The organism is Microbulbifer sp. A4B17 (genome assembly GCF_003076275.1).
In the GTDB taxonomy this organism is placed as follows: Bacteria; Pseudomonadota; Gammaproteobacteria; order Pseudomonadales; family Cellvibrionaceae; genus Microbulbifer.
Window position 1 is genome coordinate 1,248,910 of record NZ_CP029064.1, and the last position, 25,273, is coordinate 1,274,182.

At 50.3% G+C, this 25,273-nt stretch carries 24 protein-coding genes and 1 pseudogene; 21 read left to right on the top strand and 4 right to left on the bottom strand.

Translation table 11 applies throughout. The features are described from left to right. Positions 1 to 19: 19 nt before the first annotated feature. Positions 20 to 874 (bottom strand): carboxylating nicotinate-nucleotide diphosphorylase, encoded by an 855-nt coding sequence (gene nadC, locus BTJ40_RS05480; RefSeq protein WP_108732142.1) that lies wholly within the window; start codon positions 872 to 874, stop codon positions 20 to 22. Positions 875 to 1,339: 465 nt separating this feature from the next. On the opposite strand from nadC, the gene BTJ40_RS05485 reads away from it, so the two are divergent. The 8 genes from BTJ40_RS05485 (at position 1,340) to BTJ40_RS05520 (ending at position 11,797) form a co-directional block, all read left to right on the top strand. After that, positions 1,340 to 3,772 carry a DUF1631 domain-containing protein gene (locus BTJ40_RS05485; RefSeq protein ID WP_108732143.1) on the top strand — a complete coding sequence of 811 codons (2,433 nt, stop codon included), beginning with the start codon at positions 1,340 to 1,342 and terminating at the stop codon, positions 3,770 to 3,772. A 163-nt stretch (positions 3,773 to 3,935) separates the two neighbouring features. Further along, entirely contained in the window at positions 3,936 to 4,532 is a 597-nt protein-coding gene (ampD, locus tag BTJ40_RS05490) for a 1,6-anhydro-N-acetylmuramyl-L-alanine amidase AmpD (protein ID WP_192879380.1), read from the top strand. A gap of 90 nt (positions 4,533 to 4,622) precedes the next feature. Next, a complete protein-coding gene (gene ampE, locus BTJ40_RS05495; RefSeq protein WP_108732145.1) occupies positions 4,623 to 5,498 on the top strand; it encodes a regulatory signaling modulator protein AmpE in 876 nt (291 codons plus the stop codon). A gap of 218 nt (positions 5,499 to 5,716) precedes the next feature. Next, entirely contained in the window at positions 5,717 to 7,144 is a 1,428-nt protein-coding gene (locus BTJ40_RS05500) for an aldehyde dehydrogenase family protein (RefSeq protein ID WP_202862862.1), read from the top strand. 114 nt (positions 7,145 to 7,258) lie between these two features. Then, complete coding sequence (locus tag BTJ40_RS05505) at positions 7,259 to 8,245, top strand: threonine/serine dehydratase (protein ID WP_108732146.1); 987 nt, start codon at positions 7,259 to 7,261, stop codon at positions 8,243 to 8,245. A 17-nt stretch (positions 8,246 to 8,262) separates the two neighbouring features. Further along, on the top strand, positions 8,263 to 8,835 hold the full coding sequence (locus BTJ40_RS05510; RefSeq protein WP_108732147.1) for a YbhB/YbcL family Raf kinase inhibitor-like protein: 573 nt from the start codon (positions 8,263 to 8,265) through the stop codon (positions 8,833 to 8,835). A gap of 99 nt (positions 8,836 to 8,934) precedes the next feature. Next, positions 8,935 to 10,287 carry an AmpG family muropeptide MFS transporter gene (locus tag BTJ40_RS05515; protein WP_108732148.1) on the top strand — a complete coding sequence of 451 codons (1,353 nt, stop codon included), beginning with the start codon at positions 8,935 to 8,937 and terminating at the stop codon, positions 10,285 to 10,287. 238 nt (positions 10,288 to 10,525) lie between these two features. Then, positions 10,526 to 11,797, top strand: coding sequence for an AmpG family muropeptide MFS transporter (locus BTJ40_RS05520; protein ID WP_108732149.1), 1,272 nt, complete (start codon positions 10,526 to 10,528; stop codon positions 11,795 to 11,797). 20 nt (positions 11,798 to 11,817) lie between these two features. On the opposite strand, the gene BTJ40_RS05525 is transcribed toward BTJ40_RS05520, so the two are convergent. After that, positions 11,818 to 12,123, bottom strand: a complete 306-nt coding sequence (locus BTJ40_RS05525) for an MGMT family protein (protein ID WP_108735183.1) — start codon at positions 12,121 to 12,123, stop codon at positions 11,818 to 11,820. Between the two features lie 241 nt (positions 12,124 to 12,364). On the opposite strand from BTJ40_RS05525, the gene BTJ40_RS05530 reads away from it, so the two are divergent. Both BTJ40_RS05530 and BTJ40_RS05535 read left to right on the top strand, forming a co-directional pair. Beyond that, positions 12,365 to 13,396 carry a DUF481 domain-containing protein gene (locus tag BTJ40_RS05530; RefSeq protein ID WP_108732150.1) on the top strand — a complete coding sequence of 344 codons (1,032 nt, stop codon included), beginning with the start codon at positions 12,365 to 12,367 and terminating at the stop codon, positions 13,394 to 13,396. Between the two features lie 81 nt (positions 13,397 to 13,477). Further along, positions 13,478 to 14,239: an SDR family oxidoreductase gene (locus tag BTJ40_RS05535; protein WP_108732151.1), complete on the top strand. Its 762-nt coding sequence runs from the start codon at positions 13,478 to 13,480 to the stop codon at positions 14,237 to 14,239. A 91-nt stretch (positions 14,240 to 14,330) separates the two neighbouring features. On the opposite strand, the gene cfa is transcribed toward BTJ40_RS05535, so the two are convergent. Next, positions 14,331 to 15,479 carry a cyclopropane fatty acyl phospholipid synthase gene (gene cfa, locus BTJ40_RS05540; RefSeq protein WP_108732152.1) on the bottom strand — a complete coding sequence of 383 codons (1,149 nt, stop codon included), beginning with the start codon at positions 15,477 to 15,479 and terminating at the stop codon, positions 14,331 to 14,333. A gap of 144 nt (positions 15,480 to 15,623) precedes the next feature. Between cfa and BTJ40_RS05545 the strand changes: the two genes are divergently transcribed. The 9 genes and pseudogenes from BTJ40_RS05545 to BTJ40_RS05585 form a co-directional block, all read left to right on the top strand. After that, positions 15,624 to 16,109, top strand: coding sequence for an FxsA family protein (locus BTJ40_RS05545; protein ID WP_108732153.1), 486 nt, complete (start codon positions 15,624 to 15,626; stop codon positions 16,107 to 16,109). Between the two features lie 215 nt (positions 16,110 to 16,324). Beyond that, positions 16,325 to 16,618 (top strand): co-chaperone GroES, encoded by a 294-nt coding sequence (gene groES, locus BTJ40_RS05550; RefSeq protein WP_020412315.1) that lies wholly within the window; start codon positions 16,325 to 16,327, stop codon positions 16,616 to 16,618. Positions 16,619 to 16,666: 48 nt separating this feature from the next. Continuing rightward, on the top strand, positions 16,667 to 18,307 hold the full coding sequence (groL, locus tag BTJ40_RS05555; protein WP_108732154.1) for a chaperonin GroEL: 1,641 nt from the start codon (positions 16,667 to 16,669) through the stop codon (positions 18,305 to 18,307). 241 nt (positions 18,308 to 18,548) lie between these two features. After that, positions 18,549 to 18,965, top strand: a complete 417-nt coding sequence (locus BTJ40_RS05560; RefSeq protein WP_108732155.1) for a PaaI family thioesterase — start codon at positions 18,549 to 18,551, stop codon at positions 18,963 to 18,965. Positions 18,966 to 19,002: 37 nt separating this feature from the next. Further along, a complete protein-coding gene (locus BTJ40_RS22185) occupies positions 19,003 to 19,431 on the top strand; it encodes a hypothetical protein (protein ID WP_157953905.1) in 429 nt (142 codons plus the stop codon). Positions 19,432 to 19,482: 51 nt separating this feature from the next. After that, entirely contained in the window at positions 19,483 to 19,851 is a 369-nt protein-coding gene (locus BTJ40_RS05570; RefSeq protein WP_108732157.1) for a zinc ribbon domain-containing protein, read from the top strand. 93 nt (positions 19,852 to 19,944) lie between these two features. Then, positions 19,945 to 20,547: a hypothetical protein gene (locus BTJ40_RS05575; protein ID WP_108732158.1), complete on the top strand. Its 603-nt coding sequence runs from the start codon at positions 19,945 to 19,947 to the stop codon at positions 20,545 to 20,547. 105 nt (positions 20,548 to 20,652) lie between these two features. Next, positions 20,653 to 21,087, top strand: a complete 435-nt coding sequence (gene tnpA, locus BTJ40_RS05580) for an IS200/IS605 family transposase (protein ID WP_108732159.1) — start codon at positions 20,653 to 20,655, stop codon at positions 21,085 to 21,087. 251 nt (positions 21,088 to 21,338) lie between these two features. Continuing rightward, positions 21,339 to 21,718: pseudogene (locus BTJ40_RS05585) on the top strand (TCP-1/cpn60 chaperonin family protein); the annotation flags it as partial. Positions 21,719 to 22,037: 319 nt separating this feature from the next. Here BTJ40_RS05585 and BTJ40_RS05590 read toward each other — a convergent pair. Further along, entirely contained in the window at positions 22,038 to 22,424 is a 387-nt protein-coding gene (locus BTJ40_RS05590; protein ID WP_108732160.1) for a nuclear transport factor 2 family protein, read from the bottom strand. Between the two features lie 461 nt (positions 22,425 to 22,885). Between BTJ40_RS05590 and BTJ40_RS05595 the strand changes: the two genes are divergently transcribed. Together BTJ40_RS05595 and BTJ40_RS05605 are read left to right on the top strand one after the other, a co-directional pair. Beyond that, complete coding sequence (locus tag BTJ40_RS05595; RefSeq protein ID WP_108732161.1) at positions 22,886 to 23,302, top strand: PaaI family thioesterase; 417 nt, start codon at positions 22,886 to 22,888, stop codon at positions 23,300 to 23,302. A 995-nt stretch (positions 23,303 to 24,297) separates the two neighbouring features. Next, positions 24,298 to 25,122, top strand: a complete 825-nt coding sequence (locus tag BTJ40_RS05605) for a right-handed parallel beta-helix repeat-containing protein (protein WP_108732163.1) — start codon at positions 24,298 to 24,300, stop codon at positions 25,120 to 25,122. Positions 25,123 to 25,273: the final 151 nt, after the last annotated feature.

A 25,273-nucleotide genomic window follows, 5' to 3' on the forward strand; every position in this document is an offset into this window, starting at 1 on the left:
ATGATGGGTCTTGTGGGCGCTAGAGATCGATTCGCAGGGAAAGGTCGATAGCGCGCAGGTGCTTGGTCAGGCTGCCGGAAGAGATATAGTCCACTTCCAGTTCAGCTAACTGAGCGATACGATCACGGTCGACACTGCCGGAAAGCTCAATTTTGGCTTTGCCTTTGGCCAGTTTCAGGGCCGTTCTAGTGTCTTCATCATTGAATTCGTCGAGCATAATAACGTCCACACCGACGGCGAGCGCCTGCTCCAACTCTTCAATATTTTCCACTTCGACTTCAATCAAGGCTTCCGGCTTGATCACTCGGGCCTGGGCGACGGCGTGCTCAATGCCACCTGCGGCGAAGATATGGTTCTCTTTGATCAGGAAGGCGTCGTAAAGACCGATGCGGTGATTGTGGCAGCCGCCGCAAAGCACGGCATACTTTTGCGCGCTACGCAGGCCTGGAATGGTTTTGCGCGTGTCGAGAATCTTCACTTCTGTGCCCTCAGCCTTTGCGGCGAATTCTGCAGCCGTGGTTGCGGTACCGGACAGGGTCTGAAGGAAATTCAGCGCAGTGCGCTCGCCGGTAAGGATGGTGCGGGCATTACCTTCCAATTCAAAAATAACGGCGTTTGCGCTGATGCGGTCGCCGTCTTCGAAGTGCCAGGTGAGTTTGAGTTCCGGGTCCAAAGCGTGGAAAACTGCCTCTACCCAGGCTCGACCACTCAGGGTGCAATCTTCGCGGGTGATAACCCGGGCCCGGGCTGTGCGGTCCTCTGGTATCAACTGGGCGGTGATATCGCCACTTCCAATATCTTCTTCGAGAGCTGTCTCTACCGAACGCTGCAGATCGGTCGTGATATTGGGAATAGCTGTGTCTTGTGGTCGCATTGGGAAACCTCGAAATTAACGCCGGCGCAGTTTACCAAAACACCAGGGGTTTTGACTGCCTGACTAAGTGATTGGCAAGTAGCAGTTGGCTCGACGAATAGCTGTGACAAGTGTCTCAAATATGTCGCGGAACTGTGTAAAACAGCCCTGTAACGCGAGTAGAATGACCGGAGAATTAAGCTTAATCGCAGTCTTTATTGTTCCTGGGCAGGGCCCGGAACTATTTCATCTACGCGATTAAAAGTTGAGAGAAATCAATAATTTCGACAGCTTTTTCGCGCATGATCGCGACGAAGCATCAGCAGTATGGGGCTGTGGTTTGGGGCGATGTAACAGGCACCCGATTCCACGCAAAGGGGAGCTTCCCGCAGGGAATTTCACCTGGCGAGCCGCTGTCCCACTGACGAATTTTTGCTATTGGCCACAGTGCTATAAGTCGGACGGCATTCGAAGGACCTCTTGGAAATGAGTGAATCCAGCAAGGTAGTTTCCCTCTCAGAGAAAAGTGGAGCGCGCAATATTTCTGCATCAGGTAAGCCCGCTGTTCTGCCCGCCGCAGTCGCCATGCTGAAAGATAAAGCGACGGCGCAGCTGCTGGAGAGAATTAAAGCGCTGTTCGGCAAGGTGGATGACTCCCTGTTTGCAATGGCTGAGCGGGCCCATGGTCAGGAAGAGCAGGATGGGCTTTTCCAGGCATTGCGATTACTGCGTGTAGAACGCCGCAATATTGCTGAGCTTTTTATCCAGAATGTTTCCCGGGCCTTTCAGGTTCGCCAGGAAGAAAAGTCAGAGAGTACTTTCGCTCCGGACAACCTGTCGCTGGTCAACAATGATGATCTGGAGCAACTGGTGGCTGCCGATACTATGGTGGCAAGTGCCAAGCGCGATTTTGCCGAGCCCCTTACCGAGTTGTGCATGAGGCTCGATACGCTCTACTCCGTGAAGGTTTACGACAAAAACAACCCCTTGGGTCCAGATGTAATCTGCGATGCTTTTGTAGAGGCTATCCAGGACCTGGATCTCTTTATCCGCGCTCGCCTCACTCTGCTGAAGAAGTTTGAGCAGGTGGTCATGCTGCAACTGCGAGATTTCTATGAATTCTGCAATCAGCTACTCATAGAGCAGGGCGTACTTCCATCTTTACGGGAACAGCAGCGTGCAGCCAGGCAGCGCTCGGCCTACAGCAACAGCGTGCCCCATGCCCCCGGCGTTGCTGGCGCACCCACCGGTGGACCTGGTGCTGTAGCGGCTGGTGGCCAACCCGCACAAGCTGGAGTTCAGGCTACAGGGCATTTTCCCCCGGGATTGGTGCCGGCGGCCGCCGGAGTCGCTCCGATGCCCGCTGGAGATCTGCTTTCTCATCTTGGTGCATTGCAAAGCGGCAGCCACTATCAAGGTGGTGGAAGTGCCGTTCAGTTGTTGAATGTGGGCGAATTGCTACAGCAGCGGCTGGTGGATTCCAACCAGGCGGCCTCCCTGGCAAAAGTCGATAGCGATGTGATTAAGCTGGTGGAGATGCTGTTCTCCTTTATTCTGGAGGATCGCAGCCTCGCGACTCAGATCAAGTCCCTCTTGGGGCGCTTGCAGTTGCCACTTTTGAAGGTGGCCATTGCGGATAAGTCATTCTTCAGTAAAGGCGGTCACCCAGCACGCAAATTACTCAACGAACTTGCCGATGCGGCTACCGGATGGCAGGCAGGGGATAATTACGAGTCCGATCCCCTCTACAAAGAGATATCCCAAATCGTTGAGCGTGTGCTCAATGAGTTTGATCGGGACATTAATATCTTTTCCGTTTTGCTGGAGTCCCTGCGGGAATTTATCGTCCGCGAACGCAAGCGCGCCGAAATGCTGGAGCGCCGGGTTGTGGATGAGGCGGATGGTCGCGCTAAAACCCAGGCTGCTCGCGCGCGGGTTGCTGCGGTAATGGATGCTCTTGTCGCAGAGCGAGATCTTCCACAGGTGGTGCAGGATTGGCTGCATAAAGTCTGGAACAACGTGCTGTTCCTGACTTGTGTCAAAGAGGGCACAGAAAGTGACGCCTGGAACCGTGATGTACGCACTGCGAGAGATCTTGTATGGAGTGTCCAGGCACCAATGCCGGATTCCCGCAAGCAGTTATTGAGCTTGCTGCCTGTATTACAAGAGCGCCTGCGGGAGGGGATCGAAGCGCTTTCCTATAACGCTTTCGAAGCGCGCACACTTTTCTCAGGCCTTAAGGAAGTCTATCGCGAGCGCTTTGCCCTGGCCCAGCAGTTGTCGGAACAGCGCGAGCGCGAAGTGGCTGAGCAGGTTGCCCGTGAAGTGCGCGCGGCGACAGCAGTTGAGTCGGCGCCCGCTGCGGCCGAGGCACGGGTTGTCCCAGCGGTAGAACAGGAGGTTGCTGCTGGCGCTGAAACTGGTACTGACATTGAAGCAGCTACTGATGCTGTCGCTGCAGTCCCTGTTGAAGAACAGACTCCAGCTGAGGCGATTGAAGTTGCTGCCGAAGCAGCCCCAGCCGAACCCCAGGAAGTGGCAGTGCCGCAGATGGAAGAGCTGGAGCAGGCAGTTGCTGAGGCAGAGGTGTCTGCACCGGAGCAGGATGGATTGGCGCCCCTCGATGAAAGTGATCCTCACTGGCAGATGACTTTCCGCTTGGCGCAGGGCAGCTGGTTCGAGTTGAAGCGCTCTGAGGAAGAACAGTTCCGCTGTCGACTGGCCGCCGTTATCCGCGATATTGACCAGTTTATCTTCGTCAATCGCAACGGTGCCAAGGTCGCGGAGTTCGCCCGTTTGGAGCTGGCTCACGCCCTGCGCTCGGCACAACTGCTGCCGCTGGATGACGGTATGTTGTTCGAGCGTGCACTGCAGTCCGTGATCGGCAATGTGCGCAAGAAGCGCAGCGAGCAGCGCTAATCCGCAGGGATTTTAAGGCCCGGGGTGGAATTATTCAGGCCTTCTTTAGCAGTGATACCCACTGGCTGGCGGTTTTCCGCAAGTTATGTCGCGATACTGCTCTGATCCGATTGGCATATCGATCAACGCTTCCATAAAATGGTAACTGCTGAAGCCTCGGGCGATGCCGGGGCTATCGATAGGTTGCAGCGGAGATCGCAGATTGAAATATCAAGTGGAGTCCGGTTGGCTGGCGGGCGCACGCCGGGTTCCTAGTCCTCATTGCAATAGCCGCCCGGAAGACTGTGCGGTGGATCTACTGGTGATTCACAGCATCAGCTTGCCGCCGGGGCAGTACGGCGGCCCCTATATTGATGCCTTCTTCCTTGGGCAGCTGGATATCGACGCGCACCCTTACTTTACCGAAATTGCCGCGCTTCAGGTATCTGCGCATATTTTGATCGATCGCGATGGCCTGGTGACCCAATATGTGCCCCTGGATCGGCGGGCCTGGCACGCGGGTAAATCTGAATTCAAAGGTCGCACCAACTGCAATGACTTTTCGATTGGCATTGAGCTGGAGGGATTGGATACCGATGTGTACACCGATGCCCAATACCTCGCTCTCGCCGAGGTGAGTGCTGCGATAATGCAGGCCTATCCCGCCATTGATATCGATAGAATTGCCAGTCACTCGGATATCGCCCCCGGTCGAAAGTTAGACCCGGGTCCGGGTTTTGATTGGGAGCGCTATCTCAACAAATTAAAAGAAATCGTCTGATAGCCTTAAGGGTTATTCCGCTGTGGGTGGCTTCCCATAAGCGAAGTGTCGCAGGGCGATTTTGATAATTGAAACAGTCCCGGAATATTTATGACTCTGCTAATTGTTTTGATCACCCTTGCCCTGGTGCAAATTTGGGGCTCAGGGGCGCCCTTACACCGCGATGGCTGGTTCAGTCGCTGGAGTCGGCACTTACAAACGATGCCCAGCATCAATGGCAACAGTGGTCTGTTGCTTGGTGTGACTATTCTTGTTCCGGTACTGATTTCTGCGATTGTGATGGTGGTGGCCGAGGACGCCGCAGGCAGTCTCGGTTATTTGTTGATGGGGGTGCCGCTGCTTCTCTATTGTCTCGGTCGTGGCAACTTTAATGAAACCGTCGCGAATTACCTGCGCAATTGGTATAGCGGTGACTTTGATGGAGCAGCCAAAGCGGCGTCTCCAATTCTGCGCGAATTGCACGAAGCGCCCTCCGATGATACTTGTCTCCATGAACAGGTATTTCGCGGTGCTGCCTATTGTGCCTTTGAGAGACTCTTCGCCGTGTTGTTCTGGTTTATCCTTCTGGGTATTCCCGGAGCAATACTCTTCCGTCTAAGTGCTTTGTACGCAGAAGATACCCGGGGTTCCACCGAAGAGGCAACGGCGGCGCGCTGGCTGTGGTTGCTGGAATGGCTGCCGGTCCGTGTGATGGGGCTGAGTTTTGCCATCGTGGGTAATTTTGCCGGTTGTTACCGTGCCTGGCGCCGCGTATTGATGTGTCGCGAGAGCGATACCGACCAGGTACTTGAGGCCTACCTGGAGGGTGCGCTCGGCGGTATTGATGCCAGCGAGTGCAGTGGTGGTTCCGACCTGTCTCAGGTGCAGCGCCAAAGTGGCGCAGAGATCGAGGGACTGCAGGCACTGCTATCCAGAACACTGCTCCTGTGGATTACCGGCTTGGCACTCCTGGCTCTCTTTATCTGATAGCTTGTAAATACGTCCCGGAGTTACACGTTCAACTCTGGGGACGATTGTTGAGCTTGTCGCCATTTTCAAGATTTTTTCTCCTCCCTACCTTGACTTATTTCCCGCTTCCTACGAAATTGCGCGCCCCAGCTGCCGGGCTTCAGTGTATTACCGTATTGCCAGGGCGGAGCTAGCCATTGCCTGTGACGGCTTATACTCATTGGAGGAAGTAGGGTTTGGAAGTTTCGGTATTGGAACCGCAAATGTTGTCAGATCTGGCTACATCAAACGACAGGGATGCGTCCACGTTAGTTGCGGGGTTGCGCACATATTTTCACAGTGGCAGCACCGCTGAAATAAGCTGGCGGCGCAGGCAGTTGTGCCAACTTCGCAAAATGATTTCCGAGAACGAGGCGCACTTTCTCCAGGCCCTTCAGGATGATTTGCGCAAGGCCCGCCAGGAAAGCTACCTCACCGAAGTCTCATTTCTATATAACGATATCGATCACACCCTGAAGTCCCTGAAGAAGTGGGTGCGCCGGCGCAAGGTAAAATCGCCGATGCTGACCCAGCCGGCAAAGAGCTATGTGCAGCCGGAACCATTGGGAGTCGTGTTGATTATCGGCGCCTGGAATTATCCGCTGCAATTACTGTTGTCACCACTGGTACCGGCGATCGCGGCCGGCAATTGTGCGGTGGTGAAACCCTCAGAATTATCGCCTGCGACCTCCCGGTTAATTGCTGAGTTATTACCGCATTACCTCGATAACGATGCTTTTGCCTGTGTTGAGGGAGGAGTTGCCGAGACGACAGCCCTGCTGGAGCAGCGCTGGGATCATATTATGTACACCGGGGGTGGCCGCGTCGGAAAAATTATCATGAATGCGGCGGCCAGGAATCTGACCCCGGTGACGTTGGAGCTGGGTGGGAAGAGTCCCTGTATCGTTGCTGACGATGCCAATCTGCAAGTGGCGGCACGGCGGATTGCCTGGGGGAAATTCACTAATGCAGGACAGACCTGTATCGCCCCGGACTATGTGCTGTGCAGTAAAGCTACTGCCAACCGCCTCACCTCCATGTTACAGCGCGTACTCTGGGAAATGTTCGGCGAGCACCCGCGAGAATCCGCGGACTATGGCCGCATTATCAACTGCCAGCATACCCTGCGTCTGTCGGATTACCTGGGGGATGGAGAGGTGGTATTTGGCGGTGAAGTCGATGTGGACGCTTGCTATGTGGCGCCGACTTTAATGCGCAACGTGAATCTCTCTGCGGGAGTTATGCAGGAAGAGATCTTTGGCCCGATCCTGCCCATTGTTGAACTGGATGACTTTTCCAAAGTGGAGGAGTTTATCAACGGTCGGGAGAAGCCCCTGGCTCTGTATATTTTTACCCGGGATGACGCTTTGGCAGATCGGATTTTATCCCGTTGCAGCTCGGGCAATGCCTGCGTGAATGACTGCATGATGTTTATGTTGGCCCAGGACCTGCCATTTGGTGGGGTTGGCGCCAGTGGCATAGGGGCTTATCACGGAGAGCATGGTTTCCGCACCTTCAGCCATTACAAGGCCGTGATGCGGCGTAGAAATATTCTCGATATCGATATTCGATATGCACCCTACAACGATAGGAAAATGAAATTCTTGCGTATGCTTAGTAAGTAATCCCCTCACCGGCATGCACTGTTTTCTGCTGTGCCTGCTCCGCAGAGCACTGAATGTTGTCGGCGATGGATGACATGGATTGTTCCCAATTAGTCGAAAAGGAAACACAGTGTTATGTCCCTGGATCAAATCGAGTTACCAGCCAGTGAGGATGTGTTTAATGCCGCACAAAATATCGCTGGAATGGTCCATCAAACTCCTTTACTTAGCTCCCGGCAGCTGAATGAGCTGACGGGCGCCAACTTGTGGTTTAAGTGTGAGCACTTGCAGAAAGTCGGTGCTTTCAAAGCTCGGGGTGCGGCTAACGCTCTATCCCTACTTCCCGAGGGGGTCGATGAGGTGGCTACCCATTCGTCCGGTAACCACGGTGCGGCTCTCGCCTGGGCGGCAGCTGAGCGGGGAATACCCTGCACGGTGGTGATACCGGAGAATGCCCCTAAAGCAAAGCGGATCGCGGTAAAGGGTTATGGAGCCAAAATAGTGACTTCGGGCCCCAGCCTGGGCGATCGCGAATCTACTTTGGCAAAGGTGCTTGAGGAAACTGGCGCACACGAAGTACCGTCCTACGACGACAAGCGCATTATTGCCGGGCAGGGTACGGTGGCCTTGGAGGTTCTTCAGCAGAGCCGCGAACAGGGGATTGCGCCGGACGTTATTGTGGCGCCAGTTGGGGGCGGCGGGCTTTTGGCTGGTGTGGGTTTGACCATAAGCGCACTCGCCCCTGATATCCTGGTGATTGGCGCCGAGCCTGCCGCAGCGGATGACGCCCATCGTTCACTGCGGGGTGGAGTCCATATCACTACACAGCAACCCAATACGATTGCTGATGGCCTGCGCACGACACTGGGTGGCAGAAATTACGCTGTTATTGAGCGCACAGTGCGGGATATTGTGACTGTCAGTGAAGCTGGTATCGTAAATGCGATGCGGCTATTGTGGACGCGAACCAAACAGCTGGTCGAGCCGTCGGCTGCTGTGGGTTTTGCCGCGGTTATTGAGCACAATGCGCGCTTTCGCAATAAGAACGTCGTTGTCGTTTTGACTGGCGGAAATATGGATCTGGATAAAGTGGGACCAATGCTGTCCAGTGAGGAAAATTAAAAGGGGGAAGCTGGAATATGAGCCAATTATTAAAAAAAGGCGGCCGAGGAATTGCTGGGCTGATTTGTGCCGCAGCGCTGTCACTGACTGGAGTCGGCGCGCTTGCTGAGAAACTGACATTGTCATCCAGCTCGTTGCAAGCTGGAAAAAAAATGCCCATGGCTCATGTTTACGGTGGTTGTGGTGGTGAGAACCTGTCGCCCCAGTTGAGTTGGAGTGGGGCGCCGGAGGGTACAAAAAGTTTTGCCATTACCGCTTACGATCCCGATGCGCCCACTGGTAGTGGTTGGTGGCACTGGGTGGTGTTTAATATCCCGGTGGACACCACCAGCTTGCCGGAAGGCGCTGGCGATCTGAAAAACGGTCTGATCCCGGAAGCGATCCAGGGTCGCAACGATTACGGCAATTCCGGTTATGGCGGTGCCTGCCCGCCAAAGGGGCATGGGGATCATCGCTATCGTTTTCGTGTCTATGCCTTGAAAGTGGAATCCCTGCCACTGGATGAAAACACTTCTCCTGCTAAAGTTGGCTTCAATATCAATGCCAATAAGCTGGCCGAGGCAGAGCTGGAAGTTTTGTGGGGCCACTGAGTAAATAAATCTAACTATTTAAATCCCGCTGCACAGCGGTAGTAGCTGTTGCAGCGGATCAGGCTCCGGAGGCCGCGCTTGACCAATTCGCAGACGCAAATGACATGGGGGCAAGCGCTGGCCGCTTATTTGAAGCCCCGTGTACTCACCATGTTCTTCCTCGGCTTTTCCGCCGGCCTCCCATTACTGCTGGTCTTCTCTACCTTGACTGCCTGGCTGCGGGACTACGGTGTCAGCCGTACTGCCATCGGGTTTTTTGCCTGGGTGGGAATTACCTTTTCCATCAAAGTTCTCTGGGCCCCTATTGTCGATCAGCTGCGTCTGCCTTTTTTCACGGATAAATTGGGCAAGCGTCGGGGCTGGATGCTGGTATCCCAAATCGGGATAGCGATTGGCCTGATAGGTATGGCCAGTGTAAATCCCCAGCTCTCCCTGATGCACGTAGCCCTGCTGGCCCTGTGGGTTGCGTTCTGCTCGGCCTCACAAGATGTGGCGATTGATGCCTATCGAATTGAGGCTATGGACAAAGACTACCAGGGCGCTATGGCTGCCAACTATGTGTTTGGCTACCGGGTGGCAATGTTGATTGCCGGAGCAGGGGCCCTGTTCATCGCGGATATCTTCAGTTGGTCTGGTGCTTATCTCGCGATGGCCGGATTGATGGGAGTTGGCCTTATTACCACCCTGATTATTGCCGAACCGGATCACAGTAAAGTGAGCAGGGAGGCCGATGAGCTGCAGAGCGAGTGGGCGGAGCGTTTGTTAGGTAAGGGGGAGCACGGTCGCTTGAAGCAGTGGTTTATTCGCGCTGTAGCCTGCCCCTTTATCGAGTTTTTCCAGCGCAATGGCCGCCTGGCATTTGTTCTATTACTGTTTATCGGTATCTTCCGTTTAAGTGATATCGCGATGGGGGTGATGGCCAACCCCTTCTATTTGGATCTGGGCTTTACCAAAACGGAAATCGCTGAAATCAGTAAGCTGTTTGGCTTCTTCTGTACCATTATCGGCTCTTTCCTCGGCGGACTTTTAGTGGTGCGCTACGGTGTTGTGCGCCCGCTGATACTGGGTTCCGTTATGGTTGCCTGTACCAATCTGCTGTTTGCCCAGCTCGCAGTGATTGGCCCCGATAAGGCCTGGCTGGCTCTTGTGATCAGCGCGGACAATATCAGCGGCGGGATTGCCAATGCGATACTGATTGCTTTTCTCTCCAGCCTTGCCAACAAGGCTTATACCGCCACCCAGTATGCGCTGTTCAGCTCTCTGATGACCTTGCCAGGCAAATTTATCAGCGGCTTTTCCGGCATAGTGGTGGACGCTCAGGGTTACGCCCACTTCTTTATTTACGCCGCGCTTATGGGGATTCCAGCCATAGTGCTCTCCATTTATTTCTGGCGGCGCGAGCAGCGCGACTGGCCGGGAGAAGAAGTTCAGCCGGGTGCGGGCACTACCTGATTTTTAACGAAACATTTTCTCGTTTTTCTCAGGGTATTTCTTGAGTCCCGTACCTCTCAATATCCCAATGTCATATCAAAACTCTTCGCCGGGCATTTTGCCCGGCTTGTGTCTATGGTGGTTGTAAAGGTGAAACCCGCTCCTTCCTAGACTCGCTTTTATATTTGATCGCATGTCTGCTTTTTGTATGGCCGGGTATCACTGGTGGATGACGTACAGTGAATAAAAGCGACAAACTATGGCCCACGAAACCATCCGGGAGGCGGTGTTTAATCGGCGCATGCTGATTTGTATTGGCACCGGTTTCTCTTCGGGGATGCCTCTCTTTGTGTTGATACAGCTGGTGCCGGCCTGGTTGCGTACCGAGGGCGTGGACCTGGCCACCATCGGTATCTTTGCACTGCTCGGATTGCCCTATACGTGGAAATTTATCTGGTCTCCACTGATGGAGCGCTATGCATTTCCAATGCTCGGTCGCCGTCGGGGCTGGATGCTGGTAATGCAGTTGTTGCTGATAGCTTCTATTGGTGTCCTGGGGATGTTCAGCCCCCAGTTTGATATCTGGTCAATTGCCGCTATCTGCTTTGCTGTGGCTTTTTTCAGTGCCAGCCAGGATATAGTCCTTGATGCCTTCCGCCGGGAGATTTTGCCGGACCAGGAGCTGGGCCTGGGAAACTCTTTTCATGCCAATGCCTACCGGATTTCCGGTTTGATCCCGGGCTCCCTCAGCCTGATCCTGTCGGACCACCTGGCCTGGGACCAGGTTTTTATGATCACTGCGGCATTTATGTTGATTGCCGTGTTTATGACTTTGATGGTAGCTGAGCCAGACCATCCCGCCGCCCGCCCCAAATCACTGAGGGAGGCCATCGTCTTACCCTTCGTCGAATTTTTTAATCGCAATGGGGTAAGGCAGGCTGTGCTCGTATTGGCCTTTATGTTCCTGTACAAACTCGGCGACAGTATGGCCACGGCGCTGGCAACGCCCTATTACCTGGATATGGGATACTCCAATACAGATATTGGCATAGTGGCGAAAAATGCGGGTTTGTGGCCCGCGGTAATTGGCGGTTTCTTTGGCGGCTTGTTGATTGTAAAGATTGGGATTAACAAGTGCCTGTGGATTTTTGGTGTGGTACAGCTGGTCTCGATTTTTGGATTTATTATTTTGTCTGAAGTGAATGGTGAGCTGGTGGGTACGCCGGATTTCAATCCCAGTCTGTGGTTACTGGCGATAGTAATTGCCTTTGAGTATCTCGGTGTGGGTCTGGGAACCGCAGTATTCATTGCCTTTATTGCACGCACTACCAGCAAGTTACATACCGCCACCCAGTTTGCGTTATTTACCGCTTTGACCTCCCTCCCTCGGACCTTTGCCAATGCTTCTACCGGTTATTTAGTGGAGGGGATGGGATGGACCAACTTCTTTCTTCTATGTGCCGCACTGGCAGTGCCCGGAATGATCCTGTTGTTTTGGGTCGCGCCGTGGGGGGCCGATGAGGTTGCGTAACTTCCTGCCTTCGATAAGGGTTAAGGCTTCCAGCGGTATATGTTCATATCCACCCGGCCTTTTAACAGTGTGACTCCCTCTCTTTCCAGTCTTTCACGCTGGCGGCTGGCGCCCGGTTCCGGCAGGGAGATACGTCCCTGGGCGTTAATCACCCGATGCCAGGGAAGTTTGGTGCCCCTGGGGAGCTTGCGCAGGGTTTGACCTGCCAGTCGTGCAGCTCGGGGGTAACCGGCCATCTCTGCCAGGTCGCCATAGGTAACTACTCGACCTTTGGGGATAGCTGCCAGTGCTTGGCAAATTCTTTCCAGGGAGGTTTGTTTTTCCATAAAAAGCTCTAAATACCGGCGAAATACATCAAAAGGGCGCAATTTTTTACTTTGTGCTCTCGTCATATTGGGATTTTTATTCGCCATTTGTGGATACTTTACCAGCTTGCAGGGTCACAGTCCCTATGGCGCAAAAGCCCCCGCTGTGACGGCGTGCCACATCATTCCAGTTATGGCATCATGGTGCGATTGCTTAGGCTATTTGCACTGTTCATACACCTAAAAAGTCCAAGGTTTCTTAGTGGTTTTATCGACACGACTCCCCAGGTTCTTTGCTCGAACTCTCCTGTTTCTTGCGCCTTTCCAAGCCCAGGCGGGTGTACTGACCCTGGAAAATGGCGATCGTATTCAGGGGGAGCTGGTTCTTGTGGAAAAGGATCAGGTTACTTGGAAATCAGAGAACTTCGGTCAGTTAAAAGTCGATAAATCCAAAGTGCTATCGATGGATATCGATACGGATATAAAAATTGCCGGAAGGGATGAACCCTGCACTTTGGCCGGTCACCGTCAGGAGCGCTGGGAGGTTTACTGTGACGAAGGACGCGGTTGGCTGATTGATTTTCCTGGAATTGAGCGAGCGGAGCCCTACAGCACATTTACCACCAGTCCGGTGCTGCTCCACGGTGATGTTACCGCCGGAGGCGTTTTCGAGAGCGGCAACCGAGAGCGTCAAGATCTCGATGCCAGTATTAATCTGGATATTCGCCACGGGGACTTTCACCACTTGATTGGTTCCGTTTACCAGAACCAGGACAGTGAGGAAGATGGTGACCTGGAAAAATACCAGCTCAATTACGATTTGCGCTGGATATTTTCCGAGAAATGGTTTGCTGCAGCCAACAGTGAACTGGAAAGGGAAGAGGCACAGAACCTGGATCTGGGTACTACACTCGGTCTCGGTATGGGTTACCTGTTTTACGACACGAGTAAAACTACCTTTTCTCTAGAAGGTGGCTTGAGTAGCCTGCACGAAAGTTTTATCGATGAAGAGTTAAGTGAGGACCAGGACGAGCGTTATGTCGCCGGTCGAATTGCACTTAATTACCGCTATAAGTTTTCTCTGGGACCGGAAGTTTATTTCGACCAGGAAACCCTTCAATCCTTTGATCACAGTAACGATTACGAAGCTAACGCCAAGCTGGGGGTGCGCACACCGCTGGTTGAAGGCGTGTTGATGGAAATCGGTTACGAGTGGCAGTACGACAATACGCCCTCCCTGGAAAGTGAAAAAGAAGATACCAAAGTTACCGTTGGTGTGGGTTACGAATGGTAATTCCCCTTCGAGCGTACATTGGGTAGGCTCGAAGGCTTTCATAAACGATAAATCTAAGAAATGAGCGACGAGGAGTTCAATATGCAAATCGCTGACAGTATTGTTGCGATTACCGGTGCGGGCCAGGGTTTGGGCCGGGCAATGGCCGAGTACCTGGCCGCACGGGGCGCGCGCCTGGCCCTGATCGATGTTAATGAAGAAGGCCTGAAAGACAGTATCTCTGCCTGTGAAAAGCTCGGTGCAGAGGTTCGCAGTTACGGAATCAATGTTGCCGATGAAGAAGCGGTAGATTCCGGGTTTGCAAAAATTGCAGCGGACTTTGGCGGGCTTCAGGTGCTGATTAATAATGCCGGCATCATGCGCGATGGCATGTTGCTCAAATGTAAAGACGGCAAAGTGACCGATCGTATGTCCCTGGCCCAGTGGCAGTCAGTGATTGATGTAAACCTCACTGGTGTATTCCTTTGCGGCCGTGCTGCTGCGGGCATTATGGCCGAGGGCGGCAAGGGTGGAGTGATGATCAATATCTCCAGCTTGTCCCGCGCGGGCAATATGGGGCAGACCAACTACTCCGCCAGTAAAGCCGGTGTTGCGGCGATGACCGTAACCTGGGCCCGTGAATTGGCGCGCTACGGCGTGCGTGTTGCCGCAATTGCTCCGGGCTTTATCGGCACCGATATGGTTGCACAGATGCGCCCGGAAATTCTTGAGAGCCTAGTAAAACAAGTGCCTCTGCGCAGGCTGGGTGAGCAGGATGAAATCGCTTCGACAGTAGCGTTTATCCTGGAAAATGACTATGTTACCGGTCGTGTAATGGATATTGATGGCGGAGCGCGCCTGTAAATTTCTCACTTTCCGGTTACAAAAAAGGGTGAACTCAGTTCACCCTTTTTTAGTTTTGCTATCAGCGGCTGGGCCTGAATTAAAGGTAGTCTCAACTCAAGCGCATCACACCGTCGGCGCGAAACTGCGAATACATCAGCTGCCATAGCTGCAAAGTACGGCCCCGGAAGGCACCGGCATAGGACAGCAGGTAATAGCGCCACATTCTGTAAAAGCGCTGGCCGTACTGGTCGGCAAAGCGCGGCCAATTCTCCTCAAAGTTTTTATGCCAGGCCATCAGGGTTTTGTCGTAGTAGTAGCCGAAGTTGTGCAGGTCCTCGCATACCAGCAATCGATCGGCTGCGTCTCCCAGTTGCCCCACAGAGGGCAACTCGCCACCAGGGAAAATATATTTTTCCGTCCACAGGTCAGTGGATGCACTGCGGTGGTTGTTGCCGATCGTATGCAGCAGCATCAGTCCGTCTTTATTCAGGCAGCGCTTCGCCGTTTCCATAAAGGTGCGGTAATTCTTACGTCCGACGTGCTCAAACATCCCCACGCTGGCGATGCGGTCGAAAGGCTCTTTGAGTTCGCGATAGTCCTGCAGGTAAACGGTGATTGGCAGTTCCCCGTAACGCTCAGCCACATAGGCCCTCTGCTCGCGGGAAATGGTGACCCCCACGCACTCCACCTGATACTTCTGCGCGGCATAGCTCACCAGGCTTCCCCAACCGCAGCCAATATCCAGCAGGCGCATCCCGGGTTTTAGCTCAAGCTTGCGGCAAATCAGGTCCAGCTTGGCCTCTTGGGCTTGGTCGAGGGTCTCCGCCTCTTTCCAGTAGCCGCAGCTATAGGTGAGTCGGTTGTCGAGCATGGCGCTGTAGAACTCATTGCCCAGATCGTAGTGCTGCTCGCCCACATTGAATGAGCGGTTTTTGCTCTGCAGGTTTACCAGGTAACTGCGTATGGCGCGCCAAAAGTAGCGCCAGTTCTTAACACTGTGGTGGATTTCGGCACTGAGTAACCGGTGGAAGAATTGATCCAGGTCCTGGACATCCCAGTCCCCGCGCATATAGGTCTCACCCAGCCCCAGACTGTGTCGGGCGATAACTTCATCCAGGGCTGTCTCCCGGTGAAGTTGCAGATCCCAGGGCCGCTCCCCGTTAATTTGAATGTCCGCTTTCGCCAAAATATCGTCCACTAAATGGCGACTGCGGCCAATGGCTGGTACTTCTATCGCATCCTGCTGCTCGCTTGCCATTCAATCCTCCTTCTCTCCAGGTATTGCGGAGTTGAATGAGGCGCCCTTGAATAATTTGCCTCCCCACTCCATTTACTACAGCATATTGAAAAAACCGTGATTGTCCCGGCTCTCTGTGAAGCTGGTTAACTAGGAATTCCCGCAATGCGCCCATTACTACTTCTATTTATAGTCCTACCTGTACTTGAAATGTGGGTGTTGATTGCCGTAGGGAGTGAAATTGGCGCATTGCCAACGATCGGTCTGGTTATTCTGACCGCAGTGGTTGGAGTGACACTGCTGCGTCGCCAGGGGATCTCTACCCTGATGCGGGCTCAGGAGAAGATGCAAGCGGGAAATATTCCTGCAAAAGAGATGGTTGAGGGGATTTTCCTCGCCGTGGGTGGCGTGCTGCTACTCACTCCAGGTTTTATTACCGACTTTTTTGGATTTATCTGTTTGATACCGGGCCTCAGAAACCTCCTGCTGGGCTTTATTCTTCGCCATGTCAAAGTGGTTCCTCCACAACACTTCGGCCAGTCGCCAAATCAAAAGAATGGAGATGACGTTATCGAAGGGGAGTATTCCCGGGATGAGAAGCGCCCTGGAGAAGACAAGCATTCTGTTGAAGACAAGCGTCCCAGGTCCTGATTAGATTAAAAAATATACAAAATGCCAGCGGTGAGAATTTGCTTCACAGTTTTTTCACCTGTTGGTGTTGAAATCCCTTTTCCCGCCCATAGATAGGGTTCAACTGAGAATTAAGCCCCGCCTCTGGATTTCAGAGAGGGGTGAGGCTACCGGCCCAAAGGGTCAGTGCCGCCAATGTTGGAAACCATTAAAACGACTCAATGGAGAACTTATCCATGAAAATTCGTCCTTTACACGACCGCGTCGTAGTACGACGTAAGGAAGAAGAAGCGATGTCAGCTGGCGGTATCGTGCTGCCGGGCGCTGCCAAAGAAAAGCCGAACCAAGGTGAAGTGGTAGCCGTGGGTGAGGGCAAGCAGCTGGACAATGGCGATGTTCGCGCACTGTCTGTGAAGGTAGGTGACACTGTTGTTTTCGGTCGCTATGCCGACAGCAATACCCTCAAGGTGGAAGGCGAAGAGCTGATCATCATGAGCGAAGGTGATATCTACGGCGTGTTGGAAGGCTAAGGCCAGCCTTTAACTTTACCCGCAAAAAGAATTTGAGGAATAAGAATCATGGCAGCTAAAGACGTAATTTTCGGTGACGACGCTCGTCAGAAAATGCTGAAAGGCGTAAACATCCTGGCAGACGCTGTAAAAACTACCCTGGGCCCTAAAGGCCGCAACGTAGTTCTGGACAAGTCCTTCGGCGCTCCTACCGTAACCAAAGACGGTGTTTCCGTAGCGAAAGAAATCGAGCTGAGCGACAAGTTCGAAAACATGGGCGCACAGATGGTTAAAGAAGTTGCTTCCAAAGCTTCTGACACCGCTGGTGACGGCACCACCACCGCTACCGTTCTGGCCCAGGCTATCGTAACCGAAGGCCTGAAATCCGTAGCCGCTGGCTTCAACCCAATGGACCTGAAGCGCGGTATCGACAAAGCGGTAACCGCAGCTGTTGACCACATTGCTGGCCTGTCCACTCCCTGTGCTGACACCAAGTCTATCGCCCAGGTAGGTACTATCTCCGCTAACAGCGACGAGAGCGTTGGTACCATCATCGCTGAAGCCATGGAAAAAGTTGGCAAAGAAGGCGTTATCACTGTTGAAGAAGGTTCCGGCCTGGAAAACGAGCTGGACGTAGTAGAAGGTATGCAGTTCGACCGCGGCTACCTGTCTCCTTACTTCATCACCAACCAAGAGAACATGACTGCCGAGCTGGACAACCCGTTTATCCTGCTGGTAGACAAGAAAATCTCCAACATCCGCGACCTGCTGCCCCTGCTGGAGCAAGTAGCTAAAGCTTCCAAGCCGCTGCTGATCATCGCTGAAGACGTAGAAGGCGAAGCACTGGCAACTCTGGTTGTAAACAGCATGCGCGGCATCGTTAAAGTTGCTGCTGTTAAAGCACCTGGTTTCGGCGACCGTCGTAAAGCCATGCTGCAGGACATCGCTATCCTGACTGGCGGCACCGTGATTTCTGAAGAAGTTGGCCTGGAGCTGGAAGGTACCACTCTGGAGCACCTGGGTACTGCTAAGCGCGTAACCCTGTCCAAAGAAAACACTGTAATCGTTGACGGCGCTGGCAATGTTAAAGACATCGAAGCTCGCGTTAGCCAGATCCGTGCACAGATCGAAGAGTCCTCTTCCGACTACGACAAAGAGAAGCTGCAAGAGCGCGTAGCCAAGCTGGCTGGCGGTGTTGCGGTAATCAAAGTAGGCGCCGCTACTGAAGTGGAAATGAAAGAGAAGAAAGCCCGCGTTGAAGACGCTCTGCACGCTACCCGCGCCGCAGTAGAGGAAGGCGTAGTACCTGGCGGTGGTACAGCTCTGGTTCGCGCTACCCAGGTTATCTCTGTAACTGGCGACAACGAAGACCAGAACCACGGCATCGCTGCAGCCCTGCGCGCTATGGAAATGCCTCTGCGTCAAATCGTTTCCAACGCTGGTGACGAAGCTTCCGTAGTTGTTGACAAGATCAAGCAAGGCGAAGGCAACTTCGGTTACAACGCTGCTACTGGTGAGTACGGCGATATGCTGGAAATGGGTATCCTGGACCCAGCTAAAGTAACCCGCTCTGCACTGCAGGCGGCAGCTTCTATCGCTGGCCTGATGATCACCACCGAAGCCATGGTTGCAGAAATCCCGGAAGACAAGCCGGCTGCTCCTGACATGAGCGGTATGGGTGGCATGGGCGGTATGGGCGGCATGATGTAAGCCGGCCTTAAAGCCTATCTAAAAAGCCCCGCAACTGCGGGGCTTTTTTTTGCCTTGTGGAAAGTGGTTTACTGGGGGCAGATTTATCCATGGTGTGAATTGGTGTAGATGAGAGCACTTAACTGCTGGAACTTGGTGTGATACAGGGCAGCAGCAAAATCGAGTGGAGCAGGGTTGGTAAGTGATGGTGAATCTGACTTAAGTTGAAATAACAAACATAGAATGGAATCGGTGCGGAAATATGGATATCTACGAAATGGTCGAGTCGGGAGATCTGCCAGTACCTGAGTGTGCGAAAACTCTGGGATTTGAGCTAATAAGCTATTCAAGTGAAAAAATGGAGATGAAAGCCCGATTTTTTGCCAGGGAGTCATTCTTAAACCCTGCGGGAACAATACAGGGTGGGTTTCTATGTGCAATGCTCGACGACGTAATGGGTCCTGCACTTGTATTTTCCTTGAATATTGGTCAGTTTGCTCCGACTTTAGAGCTAAAGACTCAATTTGTTCGCCCAGCTAAAGTGGGGCCACTTGAGGGTGTTGGCAGAGTTGTATCTAAAGGTGGAACCGTCTGTTTCCTGGAAGGAGAGCTTATTCAAGAGGGGAAAATTATTGCTAGGGCAACCGCTACCACTTTAATAAAGGGGCAAAGTTTATAAATCCTTGATAAAGGATGTGATGTTTTCTGAGGTAAGAATGAGTTTTGAGCAAAAAATGTATAACTCTCCGGAAAGTGAGCTTTGCCCGGAGGGGAAGAAGCGGGTTAAGTTGGGGAGTGTTCTTTCTATATTAGGTGCTTTTCTTCAAACCCCAATTTTTGTGTTCTTTTGTTTGGGGGTGTTGAGTTTTTGGGAAACTTTTCAGGTGGCCCAATCACTTGATACATCTCCTGAAGTAATGGCGGGTATGATGAGCCATTCCCTCTCTAATTTTGTTATAGGAGGTCTATTGTCTACCCCAGGTCTATTGATTTCCTGTGCCGCTTTGTTTTTATCGTCTTTTCGAAATAAGTGGTTGTTCTGGTATTCCTTAATACTCTCCCTGATTTGGATTATCTCTTTTCCGTTTGGGACACTATTTGGTTTGATATACCTGTTAATAATTTTTATTAAACGAAAATCGTAAATACCGATTTGATCCATTTTTTATTCTGATTTTTTAAGTGAAGTGACATAAATGTTAGATACTATTTGGGATTATTTTCAGCAGCGAGAAATCGATGATGCGAGATATCGAGCTCAAAATGCAAAGCAGATGGCCGCTAATCTGGAGCTGGAAGTCGGTGATATTCAGAGTCGCATAGATACGTTGGTGCTGGCGAATCAGGCGATGTGGGAGCTTCTATCGGAAAAGTTAGGGGTAACCGAGGCTGAGCTTATTGAAAAAATGGGGCAGATTGATCTGCGAGATGGTAAGCGCGATGGAAAAATAACCAGCGGGAATCTTAAAGAGTGTCCCTCTTGTGGGCATAAAGTACGAAAACAAAGGGCCAATTGTTATTGGTGTGGAACAGAACTGATGGTATCTAGTCACTTTGGGGGCTGATAGTAGGGATTTAGGTTTTTAGATTATAATTTTGGGGTGCTTTAGGGCACTACAAAGTTGATTTTTTAGTTTTTAAACAAACAGGACTTATGGATGTTGGCTATGGATGGGCTTCGAAAAAAGATTTTATGGGGCTGCATGGGTTTCCTTGTGATTATAGGCGTCGCTCTTGGAGGTTCTCCATTTTTCTTATCCTGGTTTCCAAATTCGGTGGCAGATAGGGGATATTTTTTATATATAGATCTTGATGATATTGAAGAAGATGCCATGATCTCCGTAGATTGGTCTTGGTATCGTTTACTTATTGTTAAGCCTAGGCGTGAGGTTTTAGAACAACTTGATGTTTTAGTTGAACCCAAAAAACATGGAAAGCAGCCACCAAAAGCCCAGGACCGACTAGATCATGAAATAAAAGTGTTTATGCTTCAAGTGGGTTCTGAGGATGGTGTGCCTAGACTAGCCGAGCGTGATTACTATCGCTCGATAATCCCATGTTATGAGTTTAAGTACTTGCCAGGGGGAGTTTCTGTTGAGGGGCATGACTTAGCTGGGGCGCTACAGTGTGTTGAGAGTGAGTGGGATAGTTGGGAGAACTATATGATTTTTGACCTTAATGGTAGAAGTCAATCCTGGTACATTGCCAACCTAAATGTTCCCAGCTACTCCATTGAAGACGATACCTTAATTAACAAATAGGTAAACCACCGCCTCAGGCGGTGAGACTTGACAAGGCTCTGCCGTTCCGGCGTGCAGAGTAAAAATATGGCCTCCGTGAACCGGCAAGTTCTTTAAGGAGGCCATATGCGAGATTGGCAGTGCCAAGCTCACGTGAAACATTATTGCAGGTACCATGTGGTATTTGTGCCCAAGTATCGAAAGAAAGCGTTATTTGGAGCATTGAGGCGTGAGATTGGAGCAATATTCCGAGACTTATGTCGTCAAAAAGGCATTGAGTTGGTCGAGGGGTACGCAATGAGGGATCACATTCATATGTTGTTAATGATTCCTCCAAGGTTAAGTGTTTCCAATACGGTTGGGTTTCTGAAAGGGAAATCTGCGATCCAGATATTTCGGAAGTACAAGCAAGTGCAGAGAAATTTCACAGGAAGACATTTTTGGGCTCGGGGCTACTGCGTGAGTACAGTAGGTCTTGATGAGCAGATGATTCGAGAGTACATCAAGAATCAAGAGGTTTTGGAGCGCCGGCAAGAGCAGATGCAACTGGCGGGGTTGTAAATAGCCCCCTCTGGGGGCTTTCACCATACCACCCGCTATGCGGGTGGTTGCTGATTATTGGTAAGAGGAAGTAAGGGCAAAGCTTCTTTTTTTTAATTAATTTGACTAAATTACCGATATTCTACTACTCAATGGTGTCACGATTAGATGGTCACTTGGCACCATCGGATTCTTAATTGGCGCCTTCTGATCATATATTGAATTCAAGATTAACGCTTGGGAAACAGATAGATGGAAACGGCACTTATTAAGGCGTAGTACCTGACGGTGGTACCGCTCTGGTTCGCGCTACCCAGGCTATCTCCGTAAGTGGTGACAACGAAGACCAGGCGCTATGGAAATGCCTCTACGTCAGATCGTTTCCAATGCTGGTGACGGAGCTTCTGTAGTTGTTGACAAGATCAAGCAAGACGAAGGCAATTTCGGTTACAACGCTGCTACTGGTGAGTACGGCGATATGCTGGAAATGGGTATCCTGGACCCAGCTAAAGTGACCCGCTCTGCTCTGCAAGCGGCAGCTTCTATCGCTGGCCTGATGATCACCACCGAAGCCTTGGTTGCAGAAATCCCGGAAGAGAAGCCGGCTGCTCCTGACATGAGCGGTATGGGTGGCATGAGCGGCATGATGTAAGCCGGCCTAATAGCCTATCTAAAAAACCCCGCAATTGCGGGGCTCTTTTTTGGTTTGGAGAAAGTTGGTTGGTGAAAAAGCGATGAACTTTGGTATCTGCAAGATTCATATTTGCATCGCGAAAGGAGCATCTGTTGCAGAAACTTAACAGTGGCTCAGTCTGAAGTAGGGCGACTGCTATGGAAGGTCCATCATAGGCAGAAAGAGTTATGGTGGCTAAAGAGGATGAAAAACCGCTCTGACTGACGCGGTTCTTTTTTTGTGTTTATTGGGAGTGTCAACAGCGTGGACAAAGCTGCTACTAAAGGTTTGGTTCAGTCTATCTTGGGCCCCAAAACACTAATGCTTGGACTATTAATGAGCTTTTCATACGATAGGTGGCTGCCATTTTGATCCTGCTGATTTCACCGGCCTTGAGGGGGCCAGTTACAAAATCAGGGATATCCTGCTTGGCCTCAGCTGTGAATTCTATTTCGGTCGCTGTAGCATTGGGTTTAACCCATATCTCTGTCGGGGTTAACGTCAACTTCGCGAACTCGCCGGCACCTTGAAAATATTTGATTATTTCCTCGCGTCCACGAAACTGATTTCGCGGATTCTCAAATAGCGCGTCTGGGTCATAGAACCTATCAATCAGTTCGACAAATCGTGCTTTGTTGTGTAATTCGTAGTAGTTACGCCAAAAATTTTCGTCAACCGTTATCATAGTGTTAAACCTTTCTTGGATGGTATGAAAAATAATATGTCATTCTCATGTTGGGGTGTTGAGAAGCAAGTCTTTTTCGTCCATATAAAGCGTGTTTGAGGAAGCTTAAATTTTCAAGACTTAGCCTTGAGTTAGCAGGCAACACTAGAATATCTACAATAATTTTGTACGTGGAAAGTTGTTACCAATGGCTCAGGCATGGAGATTTTCTTTGAAATCTATGGTGAAACTTTATCCGTCACAGGTCTCCAATCGGATTGTTTGCGGAACAGTACAAAACCTAAGTTTTGATTTTTTAATTAATGAAATAAAGATAAAATTTTTTAAGGAAAAAGATGGGTGACTATGCTATTTATCTCCTCCTTATTTTTCCCTAAGTGCTTCATAATGTTTTCACTTAATTTAATGCCTTTTAAAACTCTTGGTTTCGGATAATAAGTGCAATTGGTAAGGGAGGGAATATGGATATTTATGAAATGGTCGAGTCGGGAGAGCTGCCGGTACCGGAGTGTGCGAAAACTCTGGGATTTGAGTTGATAAGCTATTCGCGTGAAAAAATGGAGATGAAAGCTCGCTTTTATGCCCGGAAATCATCCTTAAACCCTGCGGGGGCAATACAGGGCGGATTTCTGTATGCAATGCTCGACGACGTAATGGGTCCTGCACTTGTATTTTCCCTCAATGTCGGTCAATTTGCTCCGACACTAGAGCTAAAGACTCAATTTTTTCGCCCAGCTAAAGTTGGGCCAATTGAGGGTGTTGGCAGAGTTGTATCTAAAGGTGAAACCGTCTGTTTTCTGGAAGGAGAACTTTTTCAAAGGGAGCAGCTTATTGCGAAGGCATCGGCTACAGCTTTGATTAAAAGAAAACTATTGTAATTTCTTCATGAGGGGTGTGATGTTTCTGAGGTAAAAAATGAGTTTTGAACAAGATATCTATAATTCTCCAGAAAGTGATCTTTGCTCAGTGAGGGAGAAGCCGGTTAAGCCGGAGGGGCTATATTAAGAGGGGTTTTGGATCATATTTCTCTGTTGTTCAGAAAGGGTGATGTGATTAATATTCAGATAGACCTCGTGTTTATCAATAACGCAATTTTTAAAATACATCCTGATACTACCGGTGCATTAAAAAACGATCCACAAGTCACCGGAAGATCAAGGGGTGGATGGACAGCTAAAATTCACATGATAGCAGCAGATGATAAATCAACCGTTATTTTTTCTTTATCGGCTGGGCAGTATACGATACACCCGAACAGCGTAATATGCTAAGAACGCTAGAAAACTGTGGTTGGAATGGTGCCAGAATCATTATGAATAAGGTGTATGAAGGTGATGATACGTGGCAGTCGGTGCTGGATCACAGTATGATTCTAGTGGTTCTTCCTAAGATTAACTGGTTCACACAATGGGAGTATGATTGTTAGCTGTACAAGAAGCGTAATAAGTTGGAGCGCTTGTTCCGTCAATTTGATAGTTTGGCTGTGTTTTTTTATTCCTTATCAGCTTTTCACTTATAGCAGTCAGGCTAATTAGTGTAGACAGGCCCTAGGTCGCGAATTTCACTCAGAATAAAATAGAAAACAATAATAAAAGCGTAGATTTCGATGATCTTAAAAAATGTAGTGATTCTAATGTTTAAGTAGGAAGCACTTTTAATGCCATGGGTTTTATTTTTCTTTATTAGACGCAGGAAGTAGTTATCCCTCCCTTAAGTACGGTTCCAATTAAATAGTAGTTTTAAGTCGGTTGTTGTATTTCCTAAAAGAAACTGTTTGATTTTAGGACAATTTATCAGGTTGAATGCCTCCATTACAGAACTATTGCCTATTTTTACTCTATTCCATTGGTATTTGATACGAGAGAGGCCTGGTATGAGTATTAGACGCTTTATTTTTTGTAAGATCGTACTGACGAATATGTTTGTATGTGTAACTTTGGCAGCTTCTTTATCAGCATTTGCCATAGACTGTGGCGATGTTATTACAACAAGTGAAGTTTTAGATAGAAATCTTGTCTGTAATGTAAGCCCAGCATTAAGTGTTGAAGGCCCGTCGGGTTCCCTTAATCTTGATGGATTTTCTGTTGTTTGTGATGGAACATCTCGTGGTATTTCACTTGATGGTGTGGCAGCATTTTTAACCGGTGGTGATCTTATGAATGGGGCCGTTAGAGATTGTGGCCTTGGTATTAATGCCGGTGAAAATGGTTTTCATACCATTCAGGGTGTTATTGTTTCGGGAAGTTCAAGTGCAGGAATTGCCTTGAGGAGCGAGGGCAATACATTGGCTCTATCCACAGTTCAAACAAGTGATATAGGGGTTTATGTATTTGACCCAAATAACACTATTATCCTTAATGAAATGGAAAGTAATTCAGTGGGAGTATTGCTGGATGCAGGTGATTCGTTGATTTCGCAGAATAATGTTAACAATAATACAGGTTGGGGTGTTATTATCCAGAGATCGGATGGAAGTACTATTTCTCAGAATAGTGTGATTAATAATGGAGGCACAGATTCTGCTAGTGCAGGCATACTAATGGATTTGTTTGGGCAGCAGGGAAATTTTATTCTTGGTAATACGGTGACTGGTAATCAAAATTTTGATTTACTCGATCTTAATATAAACGCATGTGATGGTTCTAATGTATGGGTCGGGAATGTTTTTAGTATCAGTGAACCCTCCTGTCTAGATTAGGAAATATAAAACTATATTTTTCGAGGGGCCTGGGAGTAAAAAGAGGGCTTGCCCGGTTCCCCTTGGTTTTTTTGCTCTGTGATTAAAAGCTAAAACTATCTATCTATGGATAGATTTATTAAAAATACAAATGCCTCGGTATTTTAAGTTT